The organism is Ktedonobacteraceae bacterium (assembly GCA_035653615.1).
GTDB lineage: Bacteria > Chloroflexota > Ktedonobacteria > Ktedonobacterales > Ktedonobacteraceae > DASRBN01.
Map to the genome: position 1 here is coordinate 178,725 of DASRBN010000019.1, position 26,361 is coordinate 205,085.

At 57.5% G+C, this 26,361-nt stretch carries 21 protein-coding genes; 13 read left to right on the plus strand and 8 right to left on the minus strand.

Annotated elements, in window-relative coordinates:
- Window positions 1-3: 3 nt before the first annotated feature.
- Window positions 4-1,005: a hypothetical protein gene (locus tag VFA09_10595; protein HZU67712.1), complete on the minus strand. Its 1,002-nt coding sequence runs from the start codon at window positions 1,003-1,005 to the stop codon at window positions 4-6.
- A 527-nt stretch (window positions 1,006-1,532) separates the two neighbouring features.
- Between VFA09_10595 and VFA09_10600 the strand changes: the two genes are divergently transcribed.
- The 5 genes from VFA09_10600 to VFA09_10620 are packed head-to-tail and all read left to right on the plus strand — an operon-like array spanning window position 1,533 to window position 6,488.
- Complete coding sequence (locus VFA09_10600; protein ID HZU67713.1) at window positions 1,533-2,978, plus strand: hypothetical protein; 1,446 nt, start codon at window positions 1,533-1,535, stop codon at window positions 2,976-2,978.
- A 1-nt stretch (window position 2,979) separates the two neighbouring features.
- Window positions 2,980-4,197, plus strand: a complete 1,218-nt coding sequence (locus VFA09_10605; GenBank protein HZU67714.1) for a DUF2851 family protein — start codon at window positions 2,980-2,982, stop codon at window positions 4,195-4,197.
- On the plus strand, window positions 4,194-4,934 hold the full coding sequence (locus VFA09_10610) for a pseudouridine synthase (protein HZU67715.1): 741 nt from the start codon (window positions 4,194-4,196) through the stop codon (window positions 4,932-4,934). The genes VFA09_10605 and VFA09_10610 overlap by 4 nt, the downstream gene beginning before the upstream one ends.
- Before the next feature lie 49 nt (window positions 4,935-4,983).
- Window positions 4,984-5,682 carry a (d)CMP kinase gene (cmk, locus tag VFA09_10615; protein HZU67716.1) on the plus strand — a complete coding sequence of 233 codons (699 nt, stop codon included), beginning with the start codon at window positions 4,984-4,986 and terminating at the stop codon, window positions 5,680-5,682.
- Entirely contained in the window at window positions 5,679-6,488 is an 810-nt protein-coding gene (locus VFA09_10620; protein HZU67717.1) for a lysophospholipid acyltransferase family protein, read from the plus strand. Before cmk ends, VFA09_10620 begins: the two co-directional genes overlap by 4 nt.
- A gap of 37 nt (window positions 6,489-6,525) precedes the next feature.
- Here the strand turns inward: VFA09_10620 and VFA09_10625 are convergent, their stop codons facing one another.
- The 3 genes from VFA09_10625 to VFA09_10635 are packed head-to-tail and all read right to left on the minus strand — an operon-like array spanning window position 6,526 to window position 8,422.
- Window positions 6,526-6,948 carry an ester cyclase gene (locus tag VFA09_10625; protein HZU67718.1) on the minus strand — a complete coding sequence of 141 codons (423 nt, stop codon included), beginning with the start codon at window positions 6,946-6,948 and terminating at the stop codon, window positions 6,526-6,528.
- Window positions 6,949-6,996: 48 nt separating this feature from the next.
- Window positions 6,997-7,437, minus strand: coding sequence for an ester cyclase (locus VFA09_10630; GenBank protein ID HZU67719.1), 441 nt, complete (start codon window positions 7,435-7,437; stop codon window positions 6,997-6,999).
- 49 nt (window positions 7,438-7,486) lie between these two features.
- Window positions 7,487-8,422, minus strand: a complete 936-nt coding sequence (locus VFA09_10635; GenBank protein HZU67720.1) for a VOC family protein — start codon at window positions 8,420-8,422, stop codon at window positions 7,487-7,489.
- 99 nt (window positions 8,423-8,521) lie between these two features.
- On the opposite strand from VFA09_10635, the gene VFA09_10640 reads away from it, so the two are divergent.
- Window positions 8,522-12,283, plus strand: coding sequence for an AAA family ATPase (locus tag VFA09_10640; protein ID HZU67721.1), 3,762 nt, complete (start codon window positions 8,522-8,524; stop codon window positions 12,281-12,283).
- Between the two features lie 30 nt (window positions 12,284-12,313).
- Here VFA09_10640 and VFA09_10645 read toward each other — a convergent pair whose 3' ends face one another.
- Window positions 12,314-16,003 (minus strand): UvrD-helicase domain-containing protein, encoded by a 3,690-nt coding sequence (locus VFA09_10645; protein HZU67722.1) that lies wholly within the window; start codon window positions 16,001-16,003, stop codon window positions 12,314-12,316.
- Between the two features lie 282 nt (window positions 16,004-16,285).
- On the opposite strand from VFA09_10645, the gene VFA09_10650 reads away from it, so the two are divergent.
- The 3 genes from VFA09_10650 to VFA09_10660 all read left to right on the plus strand — a co-directional run bounded on the left by VFA09_10650 (window position 16,286) and on the right by VFA09_10660 (window position 19,151).
- Entirely contained in the window at window positions 16,286-16,948 is a 663-nt protein-coding gene (locus VFA09_10650) for a helix-turn-helix transcriptional regulator (GenBank protein HZU67723.1), read from the plus strand.
- A gap of 171 nt (window positions 16,949-17,119) precedes the next feature.
- Window positions 17,120-17,989 (plus strand): hypothetical protein, encoded by an 870-nt coding sequence (locus VFA09_10655; GenBank protein HZU67724.1) that lies wholly within the window; start codon window positions 17,120-17,122, stop codon window positions 17,987-17,989.
- A gap of 34 nt (window positions 17,990-18,023) precedes the next feature.
- Window positions 18,024-19,151, plus strand: a complete 1,128-nt coding sequence (locus VFA09_10660) for a Virginiamycin B lyase (GenBank protein ID HZU67725.1) — start codon at window positions 18,024-18,026, stop codon at window positions 19,149-19,151.
- A 176-nt stretch (window positions 19,152-19,327) separates the two neighbouring features.
- On the opposite strand, the gene VFA09_10665 is transcribed toward VFA09_10660, so the two are convergent.
- Window positions 19,328-20,347, minus strand: coding sequence for a Virginiamycin B lyase (locus tag VFA09_10665; protein HZU67726.1), 1,020 nt, complete (start codon window positions 20,345-20,347; stop codon window positions 19,328-19,330).
- Between the two features lie 292 nt (window positions 20,348-20,639).
- Here VFA09_10665 and VFA09_10670 point away from each other — a divergent pair, with 292 nt between their 5' ends.
- The 4 genes from VFA09_10670 to VFA09_10685 all read left to right on the plus strand — a co-directional run bounded on the left by VFA09_10670 (window position 20,640) and on the right by VFA09_10685 (window position 23,448).
- Window positions 20,640-21,320 carry a hypothetical protein gene (locus VFA09_10670; GenBank protein ID HZU67727.1) on the plus strand — a complete coding sequence of 227 codons (681 nt, stop codon included), beginning with the start codon at window positions 20,640-20,642 and terminating at the stop codon, window positions 21,318-21,320.
- Window positions 21,321-21,360: 40 nt separating this feature from the next.
- Entirely contained in the window at window positions 21,361-22,143 is a 783-nt protein-coding gene (locus VFA09_10675; protein HZU67728.1) for a type III pantothenate kinase, read from the plus strand.
- A gap of 144 nt (window positions 22,144-22,287) precedes the next feature.
- A complete protein-coding gene (locus VFA09_10680) occupies window positions 22,288-22,917 on the plus strand; it encodes a plastocyanin/azurin family copper-binding protein (protein HZU67729.1) in 630 nt (209 codons plus the stop codon).
- A 102-nt stretch (window positions 22,918-23,019) separates the two neighbouring features.
- On the plus strand, window positions 23,020-23,448 hold the full coding sequence (locus VFA09_10685) for a plastocyanin/azurin family copper-binding protein (GenBank protein HZU67730.1): 429 nt from the start codon (window positions 23,020-23,022) through the stop codon (window positions 23,446-23,448).
- Between the two features lie 306 nt (window positions 23,449-23,754).
- Here the strand turns inward: VFA09_10685 and VFA09_10690 are convergent, their stop codons facing one another.
- Both VFA09_10690 and VFA09_10695 read right to left on the minus strand, forming a co-directional pair.
- Window positions 23,755-25,392 carry a CocE/NonD family hydrolase gene (locus VFA09_10690; protein ID HZU67731.1) on the minus strand — a complete coding sequence of 546 codons (1,638 nt, stop codon included), beginning with the start codon at window positions 25,390-25,392 and terminating at the stop codon, window positions 23,755-23,757.
- 189 nt (window positions 25,393-25,581) lie between these two features.
- Complete coding sequence (locus VFA09_10695; GenBank protein ID HZU67732.1) at window positions 25,582-26,358, minus strand: NAD+ synthase; 777 nt, start codon at window positions 26,356-26,358, stop codon at window positions 25,582-25,584.
- Window positions 26,359-26,361 lie beyond the last annotated feature (3 nt).

Below are 26,361 nucleotides of genomic sequence, written 5' to 3' on the forward strand. Positions count from 1 at the left end.
TGGCTAATGAGCGTAAAAGATCTCGGTCGAGAAGATCATGCCGGGCAGGTCTTTGGCCGTGCAGCTATTCGAGGCTTCGGCGTTGTACATATCGACGAAGGCCTGGTAGGGCGAGTTGGTGCCGGGGGCGTTCTCGGCCATCGTGCCCTTGAAGTACATGGGTTCACCCTCGTTGTAGCAGGCCCAGATGCTTAGCGGCTCCCAGTCGTAGGTCGCGTCGGCGTTGTAGTAGATCTCCGGCAGGGGCAACTGGTCCGTGGCGCCATAGGCGATGTACCAGACCTGGTAATTGCTCCACCAGCCGGGGGAGTCGTCGCCGAAATCGAAGTAGACATGGCGGGTGACGCTGTTATAGCCGTTCACGAGACTGCTCGTCAGCGTGAAGCTGTTCCACTCCACTTCCAGGTCCCCGGCGCCGTTGATGCCGACCACGCCCGTATAATGGTTGTCGTTGATAAAGCTCTGCAAGGTGTTGATCATCTCGCCCCACTGCTGGCCATCGGCGTACCAGGCCCAGGTGGTGAGGGGAATTGCATTATCGGAGTAGTAGTTGCTTTCGCCGACGGCGATGGCGATATCCGTGTAACGAGTGCGGCAGTACCAGACGCCCTGGGCGAAGTTGGCCACGGCGTGCATAATGGCGGTATCTGTATCGTCATGGCCGCCGAAGTCGTAAGTACCGTACACGTTCCCGCCAAAATACACCGGCTGGCCCCAGTCCAGGATGATCAATCCGGGCGCTCCCTGGGCGGCGCCGCATCCCTGGTTGTACATCGTAACGTTATTGGTCGTGTTTTCGTACAGTGAGATAGTGTTGGCAGGCACGCCCAACAGCGCCTTCTGCTTTCTGGGCAGTATTTGCAGGCTATTTTTGGCCGGACTATGGTGCGGCTTCAATATGGCATTCGCGCTTGCCACCTGTAACCTGACTGCGTTCAGTCCAATAAACATGCCTGGTAGAATCAGTAGAACGATGATGCCGGCAAACCGGCGTCGAAATTGCATAATGTAGTACCTCGCTTCCTATGAAGGCAAACTTTCCGAAACTCATTAGTTGCCAGATACCTATATCGACCAGTTTATCGGCTCACAATATGGGCTAAACGTCCCGTTTCTTTGGAAGCTAGAGTCCCGTCATCTCTTGACTTCTATTGAGAATGCGGTAGTCTGGGAAAGGGCAATTACGAAGGTTGTGGCGAGACGCTTGACACCGGTTGCAATCTCCCTTCCCATGGGGTATGCTCTAACATTGATGCCATCGATACCCTTATCGGGTGAAACGTTGGAAAGTTTCCGCAATTTTGCAGTCAAGATGTATAGAGAGTAGTAGCAGGTGCAAAAAGGGTTTGGATTTCGCGTTATTGAAAGGGAATCAGTCCGCTGATTCCATTCAGGCAGCGCTGCAACGTGGCTTCGCTGCTTGACACATCTGGTAAAAAAGATCACAGGATTATGATGCAGGGCGCTCAAAAATAAAGATCAAGGGGTAAAAAGTAGCCAGTACGCCTGGCTTTTGCATGGAGGATAGAGGCATGAGCGAGCAGAAGCCATCTCTTCGACCAGAGGAGCAGCCATCTTTGACCAAAGATTCACGTAAGCGATTGCAGAGACGCGAGCAACGCCTGCTTGAACGCCTGCAAGAAGCCCAGGCAGCGCAGGCCAAAGCGCTGGAACGCTTTCAGCGGGCGCAGGCGCGTTTGCAGAAACGCACGCGGCGCGTGCAGCGTGTAGAGAGCCGCCTGTCAGAAATTCGCCAGCAGCTCTCTGGCGAGTCCCAAACAGGAGCTCTAGCAGTTCAAGAGACGCAAGCCGCAACCGGTAATGAAGAGGAAAAGGCCGCGGGGCAGGCGGAAATTGAGCCATCGCCGGTAGCTTCCGGGCAGGAGGCCGCAGGCGAGACGCAGCAGGAGCCTTCTACCGGTGATGCGTTTATGCAGGAAGTCTTGCTGGTTGATGATGCTGAACATGCAGGCCCACCTTTCGCTTACGCTGGCGAGAGCCGGGAGCAACTTGCCGGAGAAGTCGGGACCGCCGCTCCACAAGAGACCAGCAGTAGAGCCGCGCAGCGTGTCCGGGATGCACGTGCCGCAGCCGAAGCCGCGGAAGAAAACGCGCGTCTCGCGGCGCAACGAGCAGCCGAGATAGCTGCCCGTGTGGAGCAGGTGGGTTCTGGTCGCCATCTCATACAAGAACTCTCGCGGGCTCAGGCCGAGGCGGAGCGTGCCAGGGCTTTTGCCCGCGAAGCCGAACGCGCTGCCGAGGAGGCCGAACGGGAGGAAAGTACAGCCCCTGAGCCTGGCGCTGGGCTTGAAGATTCCGGCGAAGAGCAGCTTCTCCAAAGCGGAGGACAGGAAGACGAGGCCGGGGGCTATTCGAAGATAGAGATAGAAGTCTATGCAGGCTCGCCTGACGAGGCGGTCGCGATGGAAGAAACTCCGCCTTCCCAGGATGCCGCGGAAATCCAGGATGGCGAGATCGCCGCGCTAGAGGTGGAAGAGGAGATCGTAGATGCCCTGGCGGCAAGGTCTGTTGCCGAAATTGCTGCCGAGCGCGCGGCCTCAGCGGAAGCGATTGCGGAGGCCAGCAGCGCGCAAACGCGGGAAGCGCGCCGCCGCGTGCAAGAGGCCGAGGCGGCATTGGGGCAGGTGCGGCTCGCCATCCGCAGTGGCGCCTTAAGCGGAGCAGAGGCCGACCTGGCGCTGCGAAACGCGGAAGATGAGCTAACGCGCGCGCTGGCTTTTCTGGCCGATGCCGAAGCGAACGAGGAGCAGGCGGTCAATAATGCCATGAACGCCGAAGCGGAGGCTGAAGTTGCCGAGGGCATGTCCTATGCCGCTACCGAACGCGAACTCGAAGACCTTGAAAAACTCGACAGGGCGTCTACTGAGGTAGAAGTGGCAGAAAGTGCTCCGATTGAAGTAGATGATGAGGATAGCACCATAAAGATTCCTATAATTCACCCACCTGAGTCGATGTGAAGTGAACGCGTATGCCTATCTCCAGGAAACCGACGTTGCTCGCCGCTGGTGGACAGTATCACGCGATATCGTCATGCCGCTCAGCGATGGCGCCACCTGCCGGGTGGATTTCCAGGGCCGTCCGGGAGGCTCAATGGGACCGGATGTGCGCGACGCGGTCCTCATTTTTATGCATGGCAGAAAGTTACCGGCGCGGGACGCTTCCGGGCGGCAACGAGATGAAAAACGGGTGGTAGGCGATGTCGAATTTCACATCCGCTCCAGCGATTGGTGTGCTCATGCTCACGATAGCGACCCGCGTTACAACAATGTCATCCTGCATGTCGTCTTAATTTATGATGACGTGACCCCGATACGCCGCCAGGATGGTCGCATCATCCCCACCTGCTGTCTCAATGACCTGCCGCCTCTCGCCTATGACCCACCTGTTTGGCCGTGCCGGGAAAGCTTTTCGCGCGTGAGCGACGCGGAATGCGCTCGCCTGCTGACCTTTGCCGGCCTGCTGCGTTTCGAACAGAAGACACAGACCTTGCTCGCCCTCTTGCGCGCGGCATCCCCCCACGGCGATTTCAGCGCCTATGATACCTGCTTGATAAGCGCGCTTGCAGAGGGTCTTGGATACGGGCGAGATCGCGTTTTCTTTCGCGCCGCCGGTCTGCACCTGCTCGATATGCTGGACAAAGGCGACATTCCCGAACCGCTGGGTCACAGCAACGAGCCACCGCCTCTAGATGCCCGCCGCCTGGGCATCCTGGGCCGCCTCGTTCGAAGCTGGCGCGCCACCGGCTTGTGGGAGACGTTGCGAGAAGTGCTACTTCCCACCTGTGCCACGGAGGTATTTACACTACCCTATTATGAAAGCGGGTCGCATCCCAGCAGGTCATCGCAAATTATCCAGCGTATCCGTGCCATATTCGAAGGCCTGAGCCCGGCGCGAACGGACATCCTGATCTGCAATGTGGTACTCCCATTTGCCGCTGCTGTGGGCCTGTTGGAGAACGATGCGCGGCTCGCGGAACAGGCTGAAAGCCTCTATGTAAGGTATCCGGCGCTCCCTTCCAATACCATCACACGGGCGATGTGCCGCCAGCTTCAGTTGAGTGGTGAACCCAGGAGCGCCTGCCAGCAGCAGGGATTGCACTATATCTATGCCGCGACCTGCCGCGAGAAGCTTTGCGCGCGCTGCATCGCCGGTAAGTACGAATGGAGGACGCTATGACGCAGCAGGAGGGCGAAAGGCTGGCGCGGTTTCTGGCGCGTGCGGGCGTGGCATCGCGCCGCCATGCCGAGGAGCTTATCGCAGCCGGGCGCGTGCAGGTGAACGGTGCTACGATTACCAGTCAGGGCACGCGCATCAATCCGCAACGCGATACGGTGACCGTCGATGGTAAGGCGGTGCAGACCCCCACCCGGCACGTCTATATCATGCTGCACAAGCCCACCGGCTACGTCACCACAGCCGCTGATCCGCAGGGCCGCCCGACCGTACTGGATCTGCTCCCTGTCGAACTGCGCCGCCTGCGTGTCTATCCGGTGGGCCGCCTGGATATTGATACCAGCGGCCTGCTCCTGCTGACCAACGACGGCGACTTCGCGCAGCGCATGACCCATCCTCGCTACTCGACTGAGAAGCACTATGAAGCGCTGGTGCGGGGCTGTCCAACTGAGGAAGCCCTGGCCGCCCTGCGCGAAGGAGTAACGGTGGTCGTGGATGACGAACGCAGCTACCGCACCTCGCCCGCGCAAGTACGCATTTTGCAGCGCGCGGGCGCGAATTGCAGGCTGGCGCTGACAATCCACGAGGGGCGCAAAAGGCAGGTGCGCCGGATGATCTCTACCGTAGGATACAAGGTTTTGGAGTTGAAACGAGTGGCCGTGGGGAAGCTCACGCTGGGGGATTTGCCGGTGGGGGAGTGGAGGTATTTAAGGGATGAAGAGGTGAGAGGGCTGATGTGATATAATCCCTCTGACTGAGTATCGGCATCGATAAATGTATGGAGGGAACATGCAGAAGCCAGCGTGTATCGCTATCGATGGGCCTGCCGGGTCTGGCAAGAGTACGATAGGGAAACTATTGGGGCAGCGATTGGGTTATCTCTATATCGACACGGGGGCAATGTACCGCGCGGTCGCGTGGCTGGCATTGCAGGAAGGCGTCGATATTACCGATGGACCCGCCCTGGCGCGGCTGGCAGAGCATGCCCACATCGTCATTAGCCATCCACATATTCAAGATGGCCGCCAGTATACCGTCACCGTTAGAGGACGCGATATTACCTGGGATATCCGCAGCGCCCCCGTCACGCGGGCCGTCTCCATCGTCTCGGCCCACCCCGAAGTACGCGCCATCCTCATTGCTCAGCAGCGGGCCATGGCACACCAGACAGGCCGCGTCGTCATGGTGGGACGCGATATTGGAGCCGTGGTGCTGCCCGATGCCGAACTAAAAATTTACCTTACCGCCAGCCTGATGGAGCGCGCTCGCCGCCGTTATGCCGAGTTGGAACAGCGACAGCAAGCCACGGGTGCAGCGAACAGGCAACTTCCATCGTTAGAAGAAGTAGTACAGGATATTGCGCGCCGTGATGAGATCGATCGCGCTAACCTGCAGCCTGCCCCGGATGCCATTATAATTGCGACCGACAACCTTACAATTGAGCAGGTACTCGATCTCATCTCTAGTTACCTGGAGGATCCAGTATGACGCAGGATGTCAATTCAACTACCTCTTCTGGTGGGCACAACGACCCGCAACAATCGCCGCTTCCGCAACAGGCAACAGCTGATCTGAAAAAGCCAGCTAAGGCAAAAAAGCCGGAAAAAAATCTGTATGAACCGTATGATACGCCGCTCATCGCCTGGAATCTGATTCGTATTCTGGCGCGCATTATCTTTCCGTTTGTCATGCGCGTGCGCGTGCTGGGCCGCAAGAATCTCCCATCGAAAGGGCCTCTCATTATCGCAGCCAACCATCTTTCGTGGACTGATATTCCGCTCATTCCCGCCTTTCTTCCTTATAAAGTGGTCGCGATGGCGAAAGAGGAGGCTTTCCATAGCAATGTAGGCTGGCTTGTGCGCTTCATGGGCGGCTTCCCGGTCAAGCGTGGTGAAGGTGACCGCCAGGCCATCCGCACAGCTGATGAACAGTTGAAACAGGGCAAAGTGCTGCTGATATTTCCTGAGGGCACGCGCAGCAAGACGCACACACTGGCAAAAGGGCATGCAGGCCTGGGCATGATCGCGCTGCGCTCGGGCGCCCCGGTCGTGCCGGTAGCGATCTGGGGCAGCGAACACGTGCTGAAAAAGTTTCGCCCGCGCGTTACCATCGCCTATGGTCCACCGATCATCCTGAAACCGGCGGGTACAAAGATCACGCGCGAAGATATCGACGTGGCGACCGAGCAGGTCATGCGTAGCATCGCGGCGATGCTGCCCCCCGCATACAAGGGTGTGTATGGGGAAGAGGGAAGAAGGGTAATGCCAGACGACGAGAGTCCCGAAAGCCTGTAGGTTCCGGGCACCCTCGTTATCTAGTATCACCTTTCGTTTACGCCATCGATGGAATCATACCAAGTTGCTGCATCAGGCCCAGGTCGTCGCTGTTGCCCCAGTGCTCGACAATTTTGCCATCTTTGACACGAAAGATGTTGATGCCGGTGATTGAGCCGCTTACGCCGGTTGGTGGCATGCCGAAGAAATCCCCTTTGTGCGTTCCCCCTGATGTAAAACGCTCTACTACTTTGTCGCCCTCAACGATCACGTCATCGGCGACCGAATAGATATCCGGGAAAGCCTTACGGAAGAGCGTGGCCCATTGTCGAACTCCCTCGATACCCGGCGCTAATCCAGGCGGCGCGCTGTGTGAGACGAAATTGGGGTCGACGATCTCATCAATGACGCTGAGTTCTTTCTCGTGGTTCCATAAATCCGCCCAACGATAACCTAACGTCCTGTTCTGTTCTGCTGACATGGAAAGTACTCCTTTTTTGGATTATTGCTATGGAATGACCATAGCATACTATATCGCCTGCGCGGGCTGTCCCAGCGGGGGCACTATGCCCAGTTGCTGCAACATGCCAAGCGCGTCGAAGTTAACGTGATTCTCGGCGACCTTGCCGTCGACAACACGGAAAATGCCGGTCGCCCTGACGCTGGCGCTCTTGCCCGTTGGCGGAATACCCAGCAGTTCGCCGGTGTGCGTGCCCTGGTTCAACCAGCGAATAGCCACCAGATCTCCTTCGGCAATAACGGACTCAAAGGTTACCTGCATATCCGGTATGCCCGCGTGGAAGAGATTGCTCAGCGCCTGCGCGCCTTGAGGACCGCGCGGCAGTGGCGGCAGATTGTCATCAAAGTTGGTCCAGTCCCCGGTCACAATTGACGCGAGGGTAGCGAGGTCATTTTTGCTCCAGGCCTCGAGGAATTGTTGGACAACGGCTTTGTTGGTTTCGGTTGACATGGGATGTGTTCCTTTCTAATCTGTGTTGGTTGGATGTTGTCGGACGATATCATCTCTGCATTTTCGCGAGCGAGATCACCTCCTCGTTGCTTTGCGGCAGATCGGCCATGACAAGAATGGTATTGCCATCCGCGTCATGCAGTACGAGCGCGTTCAAGTCTGCCCCGTGTCCCCGGTGTTTCCAGCGTTCCCAGGGAATACCTGCCGCCTCCAGTTGTGCTGCGATGCGCTCGACTGCCGCCGCATCCCGCAGGCAGATGACGAAGAAGCGTAGCCCAACGACATTCTCGCGCGGGCGTGATGCCCCCAGACTGTTCCAGGTGTTCAGGCCAAGATGGTGATGGTAGCCGTGCGCGGCAAGAAAACACGCTCCTGCGATGCCCGTGATTGTCTCGTCCAGACCGAACGCTTTGCGGTAGAAGGTCGCAGCATGGCCGAGATCGGCAACCTGCAAATGGATATGCCCGATACATGTGCGGGATGGTAAACCTCGCCAGGTATAGTCGTTCTCGTCCAGTTCCGACAGTAAGTTCTCCAGGTCCAGCGGTTCGCTGCTATTTGAGCCATACAAGCGCCCGTTCTGCCAGGGCCAGGTGCTGCGCGGGCGATCGCGATAGATCTCGATGCCGTTGCCATCGGGATCGTCGAGGTAAAGCGCCTCGCTCACGATGTGATCGGAGGCATCGCGCAGTGGATAAGCAACCTCGCGCAGGTGACGCAGGGAGCCTGCCAGGTCTGCTCTGCCAGGTACCAGGATCGCGATGTGATACAGGCCCAGGGCGTTGATGGGCCTGGGGCCTGCATCTTTCTCCTGGATAAGCAGGAGCATAGCCGTGTCCACGCCCAACAGGGCATTGTCATTGTCACGCTGCACCAGCCGAAAGCCAAGCGTCTCGCGGTAAAACGCGATGGAGCGTTCCAGGTGCGAGACACTCAGCGCGGCCAGGCCGAAGCGGATTTCGGGAGCGAATACATCAGTTTCCATCTCTTGTATCTTCCTGAACAGTAGGCTAGAATATCTTTGAACTATCTGCGCCTACTGTACCAGGGCATCGTGGCAAAGACGTGAAAAGAGCGTGAACAAATGGGTCAATTGAGCCTCGCATTGCTTGGAACTCCGGAGGTGCTCCACTCTGGACAACCGGTGAAATTCCGCACGCGTAAAGAACTGGCCCTGCTCATTTACCTGGCCGTAGAGGGCGGCCTGCATTCGCGCGAGAAGATCACGACGCTGTTCTGGCCCGAGAGCGATGTCGTCCAGGGACGTACTACGCTGCGCCGGGCGCTGGCCAACCTGCGCAGCGTGCTCCATGATATGGAGGAGTCCGGGGCATCGCACCTGCATATCGAACGAGAGGTTCTGGGTCTCGATCTCACGTCGAATGTTGAACTTGACGTTCATACGCTTGCGGCGGCACTTGCCCTCGATGCCGGTGGGCGTGGTGATGAACGGCTTCAGGCGCGCAATACGACGGGGGCCGGTACATCGGCGGTGGGCGCGGTCAATCGGCCCCTACGGGAGGTTGCCGGGCTGTATCGCGGCCCTTTTCTGGAGGGCTTTTCGTTGAACGATGCCCCCGACTTTGATAACTGGCTGCTCTTGCAACGCGAAACCTGCCATCGCCGCATGAGCCTGCTCCTGGAACGGCTATCCGCTTCGCAATTGAGAGATAGGGCCGTCGCGGATGCCATCGAGACCGCTGCTCGTTGGATTGCGCATGATCCTCTCAATGAAAGCGCTCGCATGCGCTTGATGGAGGCGCACCTGGCCGCGAGTCATCGCAATGCCGCGCTACAGGCCTACGAAGCCTACCGGACCTATCTTTCCTCAGAGCTGGATATGCGGCCTTCGGCAGAAATGGAAGCCCTCGCGGCAAGCATACAGAGCGGAGTGGTGCGCGGGCGAGAAGTTGAAGTGGGCCACGCTACCGGAGGTACGACGACCAGGTCGAGAGGACAGCGCGGAAAGGCGTTTTCGCCGCAACAAAGCTCCGCTCAGCAGTGGGAGGAATCAACCTCTGGAGTCCTGGTAGGTCCACTGGTTGGGCGTGTCCAGGAATATGCTCGCCTGATCGAAGCATATCGCGATGTCGAGCGGGGTCAAATGCGGGCGGTGATTTTGAGAGGTGAGGCGGGTATGGGGAAGACGCGCCTGGCGAGCGAGTTTCTGGGGCGGGCTGCGGAAATGGGCGCGGATGTGCTGCAAGGACGGGCATTCGAGGCGGGCGGTCGCCTGCCCTACCAACCGCTCGTGGATGCCCTGCGGCTGCGTATCGAACGTGAGAACGCTCCCGATGACCTGTTGAGCGATCCCTGGCTGGCCGAACTCGCCCGCCTGCTGCCCGAACTGCGCGAGCGTTATCCCGACCTGCCCGAACCAACGGGCGATGAAAATATCGCCCGCCTGCGCCTCTTTGAAGCAATCACGCGCCTGCTACAGGCGTTGGCCGGATACGCGCCGGTCGTGCTCTTCCTCGATGATATTCACTGGATCGATGTCGCCTCGCTTGATTTGCTGCACTATGCCGGGCGGCGCTGGATGGAACAGGGAACGCCCATCCTTTTGCTGCTGGGCCAGCGCCTGGAATCCGCCGGCGCCGGGAGCGACCTGGCGCGTTCGCTGGAGAGCCTGCAGCGAGATCTCCAGGTAACCGGCCTGCGACTGAAGCCGCTTACGCGGGATAGCACGCTTGAACTGGTACGCGCTATCTGCACTTCTCGCGTGGAGGCTGCAGGGGAATGGCTTTTTGGCGAAACTCAGGGGCAGCCTTTCTACATCATGGAAACGCTGAAGGCATTGCTTGATCATGGAGTGCTCTCGACACGACGCCAGGTGGATGGAAGCTGGCGCATTGACTACGAAGGCCGGGCGGACGACCTTTCGAACCTGCATCACTTTCTGCCCCCGGGCGTGCGCGAAGTGATTCGCTCCCGCCTCGATCAGTTGACGCCACCAGCTTTCACGCTGCTGGCAGCCGGAGCGGTGCTTGGCCACCACTTCACCTTTGAACGTTTATGCCAGGTGGCAGATCTGGGTGAGAACGAGGGCCTGCCGGCATTGGATGAATTGCTGGCCAGGCGCCTGCTCTACGAGGCCGGTACTGAAAGCGGAGACTATCTTAACGCTCCAACCGGTACCTATTTTTTCACGCACGATAAGATCCGCGACGTTGTCTACACCGAAGCGGGTGAAGCGCGACGGCGTATCTTTCATCGCCGCGCCCTGGACATGCTACAGAGAGTTGCGGCCCCCGCCGCGGAACTCGTGCATCACGCTCTCGCTGCCCGACAGCCAGTTCAGGCCTTCTCTTTCAGCATCGCGGCAGGCGAAAACGCTATGCAACTCTTCGCGGTGCGTGATGCTATTGCGCACTATGAGCGGGCGCGGCAAATCGCCGCACAATGGCAGGCGACACCGGGGGAATCCCATGCTCCTACAGCGGAAGCGATGCGCATGCTCTATGATCAGTTAGGGCGGGCCTACGAATTTATCAACGAGCTTGAGGCCGCGCGTACCATCTACCAGGAGATGCTGGCGTTCGCGCACAAGCTAGATGCCCCAGGCATGGAGTGTATAGCGCTCAATCACCTGGCGACGGTGATAATTCACGAGTCCTATGATCTCGACCAGGCCATGCTGCTATTGCAACAGGCTCTGGATGCCGGTGAGAAAAGCAATGATACTACCGCGCTGGCAGAGACCGAGTGGAGCCTGGCACAACTGTATTTCTATCGCTTCGATGTACGCGCGACAGTCGAACACGGCCAGCGCGCTTTAACGCTGGCGCGACAGCTTGACTGGGCAGAACTCGTGGCGCGCTGCCTCAATGTCACCGCTTACGGGATAAAAGATAGTGGGCAGTGGGAAGAGTGTATGCCCTATGCTCAGGAAGCGCTGGATATCTACCGGCGGCTGGGCAACCGGGCCATGGAGGTTGATTGCCGCTGCCTGCTGGCCAGTGTCAAGATTCATACTGGCCAGCCAGCGGCGGCGCTGGCCATTGCGGAAGAAGCGCGCGCAATCGCATTGGAGGCCGAAAATCTATGGGGGCAAGCCAACACGCTCTACCATATGGCAACGGCGTATATGGAGATGGGGAAATACGGTGAGGCTCTGGCGCTAGCTCAACAATGTATGGATATAGCGCGCACGCATGATATCACAACCTGGACCGGGAACAGCCAGATGCTTGCGGGCACCGTTTACCGGGCGATATTGGCCTTAGACGAGGCGCGTGCGGCTCACCTGGCATCTATGGCAGTTCATGAAACGGTTCAATCCTATCCGCTCACGCGCGTGGCCTCGGCAGAAGTCTGCGCGGATTGCGCCCTGTCCGGATTGTGGGAAGAGGCTGCGGCATTCGCACGGCTGGCAATCGAGCCTGATATTCCCCTCTTCTTACTTGCCACTCGCTTGCATCGCTGCTATGAAACGCAGGCTCTGCTGCGTGCCGGCGAGGTCGAGCTGGCAGCAAATTACACGCGGCTCGTTGGAGAAAGTATTGGCAGCAATCGGCGCCATCGCATTCCATACCTGCGCTCCCTGGCATCGCTCGCCCGCTATCAGCACCGCTTGGACGGCGCGATTGCCTACCTGCAGGAGGCGGCGCAGCTGGCGCGGGAGATCGGCCTGCCGGGGGAATTGTGGCCAATGCTGGCAGAACTGGGAGACCTCTACCTGGAGCAGGGCGATACGGAACGCGCCGCGCAGGTTTTTGCGCGGGCGGCTGATATCGTGTACCAGCTTGCGGATAGTATTGGCGATGATAGGCGGAAAGAAGTCTTTTTAAGTTCGCCGCTTGTAAGACGGCTGCCGGACCAGTACCGGGCTGGCGGGAATGGATAAGAGGTAGAATAGCATCCTGTCACCAGTGAGTTATGCCGGGCAAATCAAATAGAATGGGCACGTTGGGCAGGCAAACGCGTCGGGCTTCGGCGGGAACTCGTGGCGTTCCAGGCCCTGGATGGCCTGTTCCAGTTCATTATAAAGGCTCTGCTCCTTTTTCTCTGTTAGCTTGACCTCGAACGTTTCGCCGGTACTCATATTGTGGTAATGCAATTCGACGTTCTGGCCTGGATGGTGCTGGCGCGAGGCGTGCGCGTAGAGCAGCTCCCTGGTGCCCGGCGCCGGTTTTGTCTTGCCCTTGCCAAAACGCCGGCGGATGAACCTGACCGGTTTCTCGTCCTGCGCGGCCACCTCGACGCCATCTACCGGCACCTCTATCGTTTTGCCCGCGATAGTCACGCTATAGCTTTGACGCAGTTGCTCTCGTGTGTCTCCATCGCTACCCTCAAGCAATTTGCGGCGCAGCAGTTCGGTCACCTCGCGTCCGTGCTGCTCGTAGATCGAGGCGAAAGGAAAGGTATGTCCATCGTGATCGTGCCAATGCTGTGCGAACAGTTCCTCGGCCTCCTGCCTGCTCAAGAGTTGTCCCTGCTGATCTCCTGCCTGCCTGTCCTCGTCCAGTCGCTTTTGCAGCGCATCCAGCGTTTCTCGCGTCGCCTGCCAGAAAAGCTGGTATGCTCCCCCCTCAAGGTGGAAGTGGTAAATGCTGCTATAGGCATAGCGGCGCGGGCAGGTAGCATAATTTTCAATCGCGGTAGCACTGAGCGTTTCCGGCTGCATGGCCGCGATAAAACTTTCGCCGGGCTGCGAGGAGATAGCCAGTAGGGGCGGGGGTTGTGGTGGAGGTGGGGTGAGGGAGCTTGCCCCGCCCTGTGGCGTGGCATGGACAAGCGTGGGCAGCTCATCCTGCCAGATCAGGCGTGTGATACGTTCCTCTGGAAGGCCCCTGACGAGCGCGTCGATATACGGCGAGCGCTTGTAGGTCATTTTGCCGTAGCGTTCGCTGTAGCTCAGAATGAGATGGTCGCGGGCGCGCGTCGCTCCCACGTAGAAGAGGCAGGCCTCTCCGCTTTCGTGCGCGGCGTCGCCTTCGCTTCCGGGTGGAAGCATGCCACGCGGTGGTGGTGCGGTCTGCGCTCGTTTCTGCATGGGGAAACGGCGCGAGACCAGGAAAGGCAGGTACACGACCGGGAATTCCAGGCCCTTGCTGGCATGCACGGTCATCACGCGAATAACGTCAGGGAGTGGTTCATTCCCGTTTTCAGCGCCTTCGCGCCGGTTTCCGCCATCCTGGCGCAGCGCAAGCAGCACGCTCAGGTAATCGAGGAAGCCTTTTGCCTGTTCCTTTAAAGGTGGCGGCTGGGGGATATCTTCGCCGCGCGCAAGGGCCTCCTGCGCGCGCAGTGTTTGCTGCTGCTGGTCATAGTAGCGAGCAAGTTGCAGCAGACCGTCATAATCCGCCAGCAGCGCGCCGCTCTGGGGATGGTTCGGGGTGGAGAGCAGGTCGCGCACCAGCGAGGTTTCGAGCAAGAGATAGTCGGCCAGCAGCGCCCAGACGCTGGTGTTATACCGCAGCGCCTTTAAAATCGCGGACAGGCGTGCCAGCGATGAAGAGCCTTGCGCGCTCATGCTAGCCGGGGCCTCGCCGCGCAAAAGCAGGTCGATCAAGTCGCATTTTTGCGCGCGGGCCGCCAGCAGCAGGGACTCGATATCGTCCTGGCTCAAGGGGTGGTCGGGCTGGCGGGCCGCGCGCAAAATGCCCATACCGCTGCTATCGGCCAGTAACATCACAATGGAAAGCAGGTTTTTGATGTGTTCCTGCTCCAGCATGCCGCCGCGCTCGCTCACAGGCAGTCCCGCCGTTACCAGCGCCTGCGTGACTTTGCGCGCCTGCGCCCTTGTGCGGCACAGCACGACGATATCGCGGAAGCTGTAGCCCCCGGCATGCTTGCGCCGGATATCGCCGACCAATCCGTTCAGTTCGTCGGCCTCGTTCGCGGCCACCGCCAGCGTGACATAAGTAGCGGGCAGATCTGAACGCGCCGCCTGCACGCTGCCCAACTCGCCAGCATCCGTTCCTGCTTCCAGCAGTTCGCGCCGGAAGGTCTGTGCCAGGCGAACGATATCCGGGCGCGAGCGATAATTGCGGCTGAGCGGCAGGATGACAGCATCCGGGTAATCGTCCTGAAAGTTGGCGATATTGGCCGGTGAAGCGCCGCGGAAGCCATAGATGGCCTGGTTCGCGTCTCCGACCACCCAGACATTTCCCTGTTCCCCCGCCAGCAGGCGCAATAGTACGCCGCTGGCGCGATTGATATCCTGGAATTCGTCAACGAGGATATGCTGGTATTTTTGCCGCAACTCACTGCATACCCCGGGATGCTCCTGTAAAAGCTGTACTGCCAGCATGATCAGGCCGCCGAAATCGGTATCGCCTTGCCGCTCCAGGCGCTGCTGGTAGAGCGCGTAGATTTCAGCGATCTCGAGCGCCTTCTCAGCCGCCTGTGTCTCTTCCTCATTGCGCGCCTGCGCCAGCATATCCGCGGCCAGTTTTTTGTATTGTGCGGGCGTGACCAGTTCGTCTTTGGCGCGTGAGATGGCGCTCAGAATGGCAGGGAAATACATCGTTGGCGCGGCCAGGTTCTGGTAATGGCGCAGCGGCAGGTCCGCGGCCAACCGGCGTAGCAGAAAATACCCCTCAACATCATCGACAAAGGTGAAATCCTGCCGCAGTCCCACGAGATGACCATAGGTACGTAGCAGTTCGGCGCAAAATGCGTGAAATGTACTGACGGTTGGTGGGATGCTGTCGACGTCCAGGATCGCTTGCAGGCGATCCTGCATCTCCCCTGCCGCCTTGCGCGAGAAGGTCAGGGCCAGGATGTGCCCTGGTTGGACGCCCATTTCGTGGATCAGGTAATCGGCGCGCCCGATCAGCGTGCTGGTTTTGCCGCTGCCCGGCCCGGCCACGATCAACGCTGGCGTTGGGGCCTCGATAGCGGCCCGCTGGAACTCGTCGTACTGTTTTTTGGGTGTATCAGGACGACCAGAAAGGTTTGTCGCAGGGCGTTCTGGTTGCTCCCGAAGCAACTCTGCCAGGCGATTAAGCATGGCTGCCTGTGAAACGTCGAAGATGGCGGGAAGCTGGTTGGCAGGGATATGCGATGACAGGTAGAGCGCGCGCACGCGTTCAAGCGGCATTAATAGTTCGGCGGCGAAGATGTTAGCGGCCAGCTCGCGCCGGCTGCGCGGGTCATATGCCACGCCTGCGCCGAGCAATTCTTCGGCCTGCTGCTGGAAGGTTGGCGCGATCACTTCCTCGCGTACATCATGTGATTGGCAGGTCTCTTCCTCCAGGTTTCCTGAATCAACGGGGTCGGCAGTAGTTGGGAGCGCAGCTAACCGGCGATAAGTTGGGTGGTCGTCCGTGTGGTGCAACACGGCGTGGCCCAGTTCGTGCGCCAGGGTGAAGCGCCGGAACGTTTCGGGCAGGCCGCGGCAGAGCCAGATCATTTTCTCACTCGCCTCGAAGAAGCCATACGTCCCCTGCGGATAGTCATCAGGATGAAATGTCGCGACCTCCAGTTCGAGCCAGGAGGCCAGTTCATCCACCGGCGTTCTATCGTTTTGCCAATCAGGGTGCGCCGCCCTGAAGTCTGAGAGCAGTTCGCGAGCCGCTTCTATCGCCTCCGCTGCCTCGGCCTGCATGCGTTCGTCCATAATCTCCCCACGAAATAAGTTTCTCCACAATGCATTTTACCATGTTATGCTGGTGGTGAATATACTGGGATATCTTTTTCCAGGGCTATTGAAAAGTCGAGTCAAGTGAGGTCAACTGTACAAGGCGCTCCGGCAAAATCAAGCTCGTTCTCGCGACTTTTCAATAGCCCTGGTAATGCCAAGGTACCAGACTATATACAATGCTCCATGACAAAGGTTATAATAGAACATTGGTTCTTTTTTGTATAAACGGGTAGTTATTTGGAAAGGATCTCTACGGAGATGCAACCTGAACAACCAAAACCAGAGCTAACATCTGATGCGGACATTGCAGACTGCGTACCTATCCTCCAACATCTCTTTCGTGTTGGGCAAACGTTGTGTGACCAGACCCAGGGCGTCGTTGATCGCCTCAGCCAGGAAGTCCTGGTGGCCACACATGCACGCGCGCTATTTATTTCGCGAGACCAGCACGCTGCTGATGAAGCACCGGTACCTCCTGCAGCTGTGGCCGTCAGCTTCCCTATCCAGTTTCGCGACCAGATGTATGGGACGCCCGCTGTCGTGACTGATCCAGGGGAGCCAACACGTCCTGCGCTCCCTCTTGCGCCGGCTCACCTGCTTGCTCAGGCCTGTGGCTGGCTCCTGTACACCTGTGAAGCCGGTGCCTTGCAGCAAAGTTTGCTCTCGGCGTCCAAACAGCAGGTACCCGCACCGCTAACCAGGCGCGAACACGACGTGTTAGTCCTGATCTGCCGTGGTTACAATCAGAAAGAGATTACCAGGAAGTTAAGTATCAGCCGGGCCACGCTTGCCAAACACCGGCAGCATATTTATGAGAAATTGGGCGTTCACAACGAACGCGATGCCGCTGTAGCTGCTTATCTCTCCGGTCTCTTTCCGCCTCTTGAAGATATCTCTGCTTCATCCACTACCGGTCCCTGATCCTCTACCTACGCTTAAGAGCGTACATAGCTCAGCGAAGAATACGCTCTTGAGCGTAGAAAAAATGGTCTAAAAAGGCATGAGAAATGGCGGTGTTCAGGGTATGCTTGGAAGGCAAACCGATCGGTGTTTGCGCAGTCTTTCACGAAAAAGGAAAAGGAGCCTTTTAGTATGAAAGGAAAAGCAGTCCCTGTCGTGCTCTGTTGCCTGCTCACCCTTGCTGTTATTATGACGGTGCTTCCTCGATCAGCAGGGATGACGGCCAGAGCGAAGTCCAGAGTGCCAGACAGCAATCCGGTGACCTATTATGGCGGACCGGTCGCGCCTGGCACGATGAATGTCTACGCGATCTTCTGGTTTCCTGGAGATCAGGGTGCGATGAGTACCTATATGTCAGCTATCAAGCAGTACTATCGTGATGTGGGTGGCAATCGCCTGTACAACATGCTCACTGAGTATGCCGGGAACAATGGGACGCCTACCTCGGCAGCGTTGGCAGGCGTTTGGGAAGATACTGGTACCAGCTACAACACGCAACTGACGCTTCAGGATTTCATCAATGAAGTCAAGCTGGCCATCGTCAACAACAATTGGCCTACCGGGGGCTATAACAACTACTTCCCGATCTACCTGCTTCCAGGGGCCAATACGGTCGCAGGGATAGTGACGGGTCATGGATCCTTTGGGCCGCAAGATAATCCAACCATCTTTGGATATATCCTCTATTGTGAACAAGGAGGGATGTGCGGCGTTCCCACCCATCCCAATGATCCTAATAGCTATGCGACCGATGGGGCCATCAACGCTTCGGCACACGAGCAGTTTGAAGCAGCCACTGACGGAGGAGGGGATTTTGATCTGGGCTGGAGGGGAGAGGGGGAAATTGGTGATCTATGTGCCGGGAAATTTGGTCCCACGCCTTACCCCTATGATGGGGGTCAGGCCAACCAGGAGTGGGTCAATTCACACGGTATCGATGACTACTATATCATCCAGGAAATGGAGAGCAATTCGCCTGCAGGCTGTATCCTGGGAGTTTGATTCGCTTCAAGGCAGAGATAGAAGGAGTCTCACTATGAAATGTGCGATACGGCACAGACGGATGATCTTCGGATTGTTGCTCCTGGCACCGTTGGTGCTGGGACTGAGCCTCTCACGACTGGTCATAAGCACTCAGACTGCTACAGCATTACGGCTCAGCCCAGGCATCTCTACGAGCAAGGCCTCACCGCTGACGGCTGGCACCGTCACTGAGTATGCAATCCCCACTAAAGAGAGCCAGCCGGTTGGAATCACCACCGGCCCTGATGGCAACCTGTGGTTTACCGAAGGCCACGGAAACAAGATTGGAAAGGTTACCCCAGGCGGCGTCTTCACGGAATACACATTGCCCACCACGATGAGTGAACCGGAAGGCATCACCAGCGGACCCGATGGCAACCTGTGGTTTACCGAGTTCAATTCGATTGATGGCAACCGCATTGGGAAGATTAGCACGACTGGCCAGATCACCGAGTATGCACTTCCTCATGATGACAGTGAACCCGAGAGCATCACCAGCGGCCCTGATAGCAATCTCTGGTTTACCGAGTTTGACGGCAACCGCATCGGCAAGATCACGACGACCGGCCAGCTCACGGAATACATGTTGCCCAATGCCAATAGCGAGCCAGAAGGTATCACCAGCGGCCCGTGTGGCGATGGCATGCAGGCGCAGTGTCTCTGGTTCACCGAGTATGCCATTATCTCAAACAATCGAGCGAATATTGGGCGTATCACCACCGATGGTACAATTACCGAATATCAGCTGCCCTCAGATCATGCCAGGGCAAATGATATTACCCTGGGTTCTGGTGGAGTCCTCTACTTCACCGAACAAATCAACGTGGGAGGCGATGTGCCGCCGTTTAGCACACAGGCCAAAATTGGTCAGATCACGACCAGTGGACAGGTGCAATTGAGTGAGTTAGCCTCGCTTGCCAACGGGGGCTGTCTTCCTAATAGCATTGTCAACGGGTCGGACGGTAATCTGTGGTTTACCGAGTATTATCAGATCGGTACGATTACGCCAACAGGGACGGTTACCGAATACACCATCCCAAAGAGCGATAGCTTGCCTGATCACATCACGGCTGGCCCGGACGGTAACCTGTGGTTCGCCGAATACTCAGGAAACAAGATTGGCAAAATTACGACGCAGTGATGATTTAGTTGTTCAAGGAAATAATCTCTGAACAGAGAACGAAAGAGGAGATAGACGATCTATCTCCTCGCTCGTTTCCTCGGGTGGAATATCAGTATGCTCAAATCGTGAATCTCTTCCTTGAAGAAAGGTTCCTAAATTCTGCTTTTTCCTTTGTTCAGAGCGGATCACGCTCCTTAACTCCAGGTAATGGTGCCAATCGCATCATCTCCCGGTGCCACAAACCAGAGATTCGTATCGGGTCCCACCGTAATCCCATCTGGTTGGGCTGTACCAGAGAAGGAATATTGCCTGAATTTCCCCTTGATAGTTACTCGTCCAATCGCACCCACCTGTTCGGTAAACCAGAGCCTGCCATCTGGGCCGGTGGTGATCCCCTGTGGATCGCTTGGACCAGGAATCGGATAGGTGGTAAATTGGCCCTGGAGCGTCATCTTACCAATGCAGCCATAGAAGCCCGTCGTCGTAAACCACAGGTTGCCATCGGGTCCGCTGGTGATGCCATAGGGATCGGCTACTCCCCCTTTGGTACACTTGCGCGAGGTGTAATGGATGGGATATTCGCTGATCTGCCCGCTCAGGGTGATCCTGCCCAGCCGACGCACACCATCGTATTCGGTGAACCAGAGATTGCCGTCGGGACCTACGGTAATGCCAAATGGTCCCCCACCATGTGGCAGCGAGTACTCGGTGATCTGCCCGCTGGTGGTGATTTTCCCGATCTTGTCGCCGGCGTACTCGGCAAACCACAGGTTGCCGTCAGGACCGGTCGTGATGTTAGCGGGAAAGGCATTGGGGGTGGGGATGAGATACTCGGTGATTTTGCCATTAGTGGTAATTTTGCCAATCTTATTGCCCCACCACTCGGTGAACCACAGATTGCCATCGGGACCGGCCGTGATGCCCACCGGGCGGCTATCTGGGGTGGGGATAGAGTACTCGGTATAGCTGCCATGGGTGGTCATTTTCCCAACCCGGTTGCCGGGATATTCCAGGAACCACAGGTTGCCATCGGGTCCACTGGCAATACTGCCCCACGGATTGTGGCCCGGGGGCAGCGGGTACTCGGTGATCTGCCCGGCAGTGTGAGGTAGAGAGCGCTGCTGGGCCTGGGCGAAAGGCACTCCAGTGAGGAGCAGCAAGGCGAACAGCAAGAGTACCAGGCTCAGGTGACGTGTGAGTTGGAAAGTGTTCATGGCCCATCTCCTTTGTTGCATGAAACACAGTCTGCCGGTATGTTCAACAATCTAACAATGCTGTACTGCTCTCAAGTGTAGCATGTGCAACCGGTGGGCACAAGCCTCCTCTGTTCGTTTCCAGGGCGATTGAAAAGTCGAGTCAAGTGAGGTCAACTGTACAAGGCGCTCCGACAAAATCAAGCTCGGTCTCGCGACTTTTCAATCGCCCTGATCTTTATTATCTCGACACGTAATAAGTCTGATATAATCTATATACAGGACTCTTCCCATTCAGAAACGGAGCAAACCCATGGAATCAACGGAGATACTGGATCGAGTCAAAACCGGCGGTGATATGCCCCATGGTTGGATCGTTTTCCCGCTGTCGCGCAGGAAAGTCGCGATAGGCATCCTCGGCTGGATTTTCGGTGTTATCGTCGGGCTGGGTCTTTTCGCGGTCATCGCGTGGCTCACCATCCCGCATAATTACCAGCAGGGCGCAGCTGCTATCATTTTCACTACAATACTGCTCGGAATTATGCTGTATGTTGGTCTGGGCAGCATCTGGGCGCTTATCATGGATGCGCGCCGCTTGAGCCAGGCCGATAAGCATGTGATCGTGATTACGCCCGAAGATTTTGTCAAGCAGGACGGCTCCAGGATTATTCATGTGCCGCTGATGTATGTGCGACACGTCACGGCACGAGGCGGTCGCCCACCACAGCCGGAGCGCACGACCACGAGCAACCCGATTCGCGAGATGCCCGGCTTTGGCGAGCAACTGGGCAGCATGTTTTTTGGTCGCCGCAATGTTGCCACAGGAAGCGAGGGCGCCCGCCGCAAGCGCATGCGCACTCCCACCACGCTGGCATTCGTTGACGATCGCAATCAAAGCGAAGTGATTGTCGTCACGGATGCGGCTTACGGCGATCCTTACATCATTGCCGCTCTTTTGAAGCAATACGCGGCCAGCGTGCAGCAATTAGCCTGAGTTTCAATCCCTAAACGGGCCAGGAAAGGGTCTGACTCCTATGTTACTTGCCATCGATATCAGCAATACCAATATCAAGTTTGGCCTGTATAATAGCACGGCGCTGAAAAATCGCTGGGTCGTTTCCACGGCTCGCCAGCGCACGACCGACGAATATGCCATGGTTTTGAATGACCTGGCGCGTTATGCCGGGTACTCTTTTGCCGATATCGATGACATCATTTTGTCCAGCGTCGTTCCCCCTTTGACGCCGGTCTTCCAGGAACTGGCCCTAATCTATTGCCAGAAGGAGGCAATCGTCCTCGATCATAGCGTAGACCTGGGCATGAAGCTGCTGGTCGATAATCCGTGGGAGATTGGCTCAGATCGTATAGTCACCTCGCTGGCCGCGCACCACCTCTATGGTGGGCCGGCCATTATCATCGCGTTCAGCACGGCCACAACCTTTGATGTGATCTCGCGCGAGGGAGATTTCCTGGGCGGATCGATTGCGCCCGGCCTGGTCATTTCAGCGGAGGCGTTGAGCAGCGCGGCCTCGCGCCTGTTTCGCGTCGATTTGACGCCGCCGCGTGCCGCCCTGGGCAAGAATACCATTGAGAACATGCAGTCCGGCATTATTTACGGGCACGTGGGACTCGTGCAGGGCCTGATCAGCCGCCTGCGCAAAGAGATACCGGGCGTGACGGACGAAAACGAGGTCAAGGTCATTGCGCACGGTGGGCTGGCGCAGTTGATGTCCCCCATCATCCCCGAAATCCAGTACGTGAATCAATACTTACCTCTCGAAGGGCTGCGGCTGGCTTATATGAAGCTCCGGGGCTAATATTTCTCCACGCTTGCCTACACCCAAAAAGTGCCAGGGAGCGAACGGCTATAGCGTAACCCTTTCCCGTATATCTCTTCAGATGGAGCCTGATTGAGTTTAAGCATATTGTCGCTCAAGAAGGCCCAGGAAAAGGGGGAAACTATGATTCCTAAACGCATCTTCCCGGTCCCGTCACGCCGCGCAAGGCTGGCCTGGTTTAGCCTGGTAGGGCTGGCTATCCTGACGCTCGTCGCCGCCTGTGGCGGTGGTAGCAGCAGCACGAACGGCAATCCAACGCCGACTCCAACAAGCACGTTTATTGCAAGCGTCCCTACTAATACTCCGACCAGCGCAGGTTTGACCCCTACATCATCTCCCACAGCATCATCTCAGTCCAGTCCAACGCCGGCTCCCACCAGGGCGCAGCCAACGCCGACGGCCACAACCCCGCCGCGCCCAACACCAACGCCCACCCCCAGGCCCAGACCATCTCCTACCCCAACCCCTAAGCCATCTCCTACTCCCACACCGCCGCCAAAGGTAACGGTCACGATCATCACGCTGAAAAATGGCAACTTTGCCTTTAGCCCGGCAACAATCAGCGTTGTCCCTGGAACCATTGTGACCTGGGTCAATAGTACCCAGGCGCCACATACCGTGACGGGCAGTTCTTTTGGCAGCGGCACCATTAACCCTGGTGGTACTTATAGTTTCAAGTTTACAGGAGCCGGCACCTTTGCCTACCACTGTATGTTCCATCCCTACATGACGGCAAAGGTCATTGTGACGTAGATGAGCAGCGCGGTTATTCAGAAGTGTAACCTGTCGCGTACTTATTGTTGAGGTGCATCGATGGTGGTGTACCGGTATTTCCAAAGATTGGAGGCACATCCTATGACGATGGCAACACAGCGATTGAAATTCGCTCTGGGTGGAATGGGGGTATTTCTACTGGTTCTGACCCTTGTAATGTCGTTTGTAGTTTCTAGCACATCACAGGCATTCGCGGCAGGTAAAGGAGTCAGCCAGGCACACTCGGCAGTGGCCGCGCCCGATGCCAAAACCAAGAAAACCGTCAAGATCATTACCAAAAACGGCACCTTCACCTTCAGTCCCACGACGCTGAAGATCAAAGTTGGTACCACCGTGACCTGGAAGAACCTGACGATGGTATCGCACACCTCCACGAGCGATACGGGAGTCTGGGACAGCGGGATCATTGCACCGGGAGGTAAGTTCAGCTTCAAGTTTACTACGGCGGGTACGTTTACTTACCACTGCAACATCCATCCATTCATGAAGGCAACCATTATCGTGAGTTGACGAGAGCAGTGTAAGTGCAGGCCCTGCCTGTACCGATTGGCCCTGGATACGATGAGCATCCAGGGCCAGTTTTTTGGGGGGGTGATGATGCAGTTGAGCAAATTACTCTGATAATCCCGGAAGGCCGATGAATCGGCGGTGGGCGCGATGAATCGGCCCCTACGAACGGCCCGTTGCGCCGATTTATCGGCCCCGGGTTCATTACCGAAATATTTTGTTCAAACCCATGATCGGTCCCGCCCAGGATAGGTTCAATTAATTTATTAAAACGTAGTGCCGGCCTTTATTGCGGGGTTATTTTGAAATCTACTCGCTTACCGGCAACTCGATACTCGATGGATGTTCTGGATCGTGATAAATCTCCTGATCTGCGATCACCAGCTTCGTTGCCGTTGCCAGCGGCTCCCCGCTGCCTGTGTTCCTGGCATAGCGTGGATGCGCGCCGCTTGATACTTGCAGGCGCAGGCGATGTCCCCGGCGGAAGCGGTGCGCAGTTGGCCACAGGTCGATACTCAGTTGCCAGCAACCATCTGCAGTAACCGGCTGCTGGCCAGCCTCGACCCGCAGCAGCGCATCGCAGACGTTGAGCGATTTTCCTCGTGCATCGACATCGCACAGGCGGGCAAAGAAGTCCGTGTGTTGAAGGCTGGAACGAGCGAACAATTCGACCCGCACCGGTCCGATCACTTCCAGGTCGCTTGCCAGCGGTGCGCTGGTATAGGTCAGCACATCCGGCCTCGCCTCCAACTCGCGGTTGCCGGTGGGCATGCTATTGCCCGCAAGTACCGGTCCGGATACTGCCGGAGTAGGGTCGGCGGGGTCGTAGCGATAGTGGTCGGGCGGGGACGCGGGTGAAATTTCCGGGGCCAATCCTCCGCCCGGTTGAAGATGCCAGCGTTCGTGTCGCCTGCCTGCCGGTGGCCAGTCCGCGAGGTCGCGCCATTCATTGGCGCCGGTGACAAAGATGCGCACCGGAGATTTGCGCAACTGGCTGTGGTCGTTATACAGGTAGGCGCGGAACCATGCCAGCGATTCCCGCACTCCAGTGTCCATCAGCTCCATCGAGGCGTGCGCCCAGGGACCAATGGTGAGATACGGTCGCTGCCCGGCGGCGCGCAGAGCCGCGTAATCGCGCAGCGTCCACGGCAGGAAGATATCATACCAGCCGCTCACCATATTGATCGGTACTTTCACATCCTTGACGGTATCGCTGAAGTCCTGCGATTTCCAATAGGGATCATCCGCCGGCCTTTGTTCAAGCCACGTCTGGAAGAACGGCGCATGCTCGCCATCGGCAAGTTTATCGAGATCGCGCAGTGGCAGGTGCATAAAAAGCGGCTTCAGCTTGCGCCTGGCAGTAAGCTGACTCAGGAGCGCTCTCGCCGGGCGCTCCTGGTTGGCCATCATATGCGTCCAGGAGAGGGTTGTATCGAGGGCATAGGAGCCGCCCATGTACGTCTGGCCGCGAAACTCGGACGTGCTGACCTGAATGGCCATAGCCTTCAACTCCGGTCCCGCTTCGCGCGCGATGGCCCACTGCACCAGGCCCAGGTAGCTGGGGCCATTGGTCGCGAACGCGCCCGAAAACCACGGTTGCTGCTTCAACCATGCCACGGTTGCCAGTCCATCGTCGTGTTCGTGGATGAATGGTTCAAATATCCCGCCCGAGCCAAAGGTGCCGCGCGTACTCTGAACCACCACCTGGTAGCCACGCTCGGCTACCAGCCGCCCAAAGAACATGCCGAAGAAACCGCGCCGCCCATAGCAGCAGCGCACCAGGATAATAGGCAGATTCTCTCTGCCGCGTGGCGCATAGCGGTCCGCCAGCAGCACCACGCCATCGGGCATCGGCACCTTCAAATCGCGTTCCACAATCAGATCGTATGTTTCAGCCGGGGGAAATTTGGCAAGCGTGCCAATTATGCGGGTGAGGAATGACATCATATTTCTCCAACAGCGAAAATAAGCGGTCATGCTTTTTTCAATACTATAGCACAGGAGGGACTTACATGACATAATGAAGAATTTTAAGGAGAAAGGGCCTTGCACTCAATGGGCTCACCTTGACGCTTGTTTGGGTAGCATCTTCGTACCCTTGTGGCCGCCTTTTCCCATCACACAGTGTAATTCATCCTATTCCCCAAATACCCTCGGCGCGTGATGCTTGAAATCGTTGGCCCGCACCCATTCCATCACGCGGGCGACTACCTCGCGTGGCACGCCGGATTTGCCCTCTATCTCGTCAAGGGGGACGTGTTCATCAAAGTAGTAATAGAGGACTTTGTCGGCGTCGTCGTAGGTGAAGCCATATTCCTTCTCGTCGGTCTGGTTGCTCCATAGGCCGGCGGAGGGAGCTTTGGTGAGGATGCTCTGGGGAAGCTGGAGATATTCGCCCATCTGCCGCACCTGCGTTTTGTAGAGCTGGCGGATGGGTTCGATGTCGGACGCCTCGTCGCCGAAGCGCGTGAAATAGCCAAGGTAGTATTCGGTTTTGTTTTCGGTGCCAAGCACGAGGCCGGTGTATTTTTTCGCCAGGTCGTAGAGGTAGATCATGCGCATGCGCGCCATGATATTGCCGCGTCGCGCGTCGTTGATGTCCGGTATTTGCTGTACGATGGTATCCACGGCGGGTTGTATGTCGATGATTTTCGTATTTTCATTGGGGATGCGCAGTTGCGCGGTGAGTTGCCGGGCGTCCCTGGTCGCCTCTTCGCTCAATGCTCCATAGGGCAACATGACGGCGATGATGTTTTCCGGTCCGACGGCATGCACGCCCAATGCGCATGATACGGCTGAGTCGATGCCACCTGAGAGGGCGATGACGAGTTTGTGCTGGCCGCTTGTACGCAGTTCGTCGCGGATAAAGCTGCTGATCTGGCGATCTGTTTGCGCGCAATCGATGTTTAACATGGG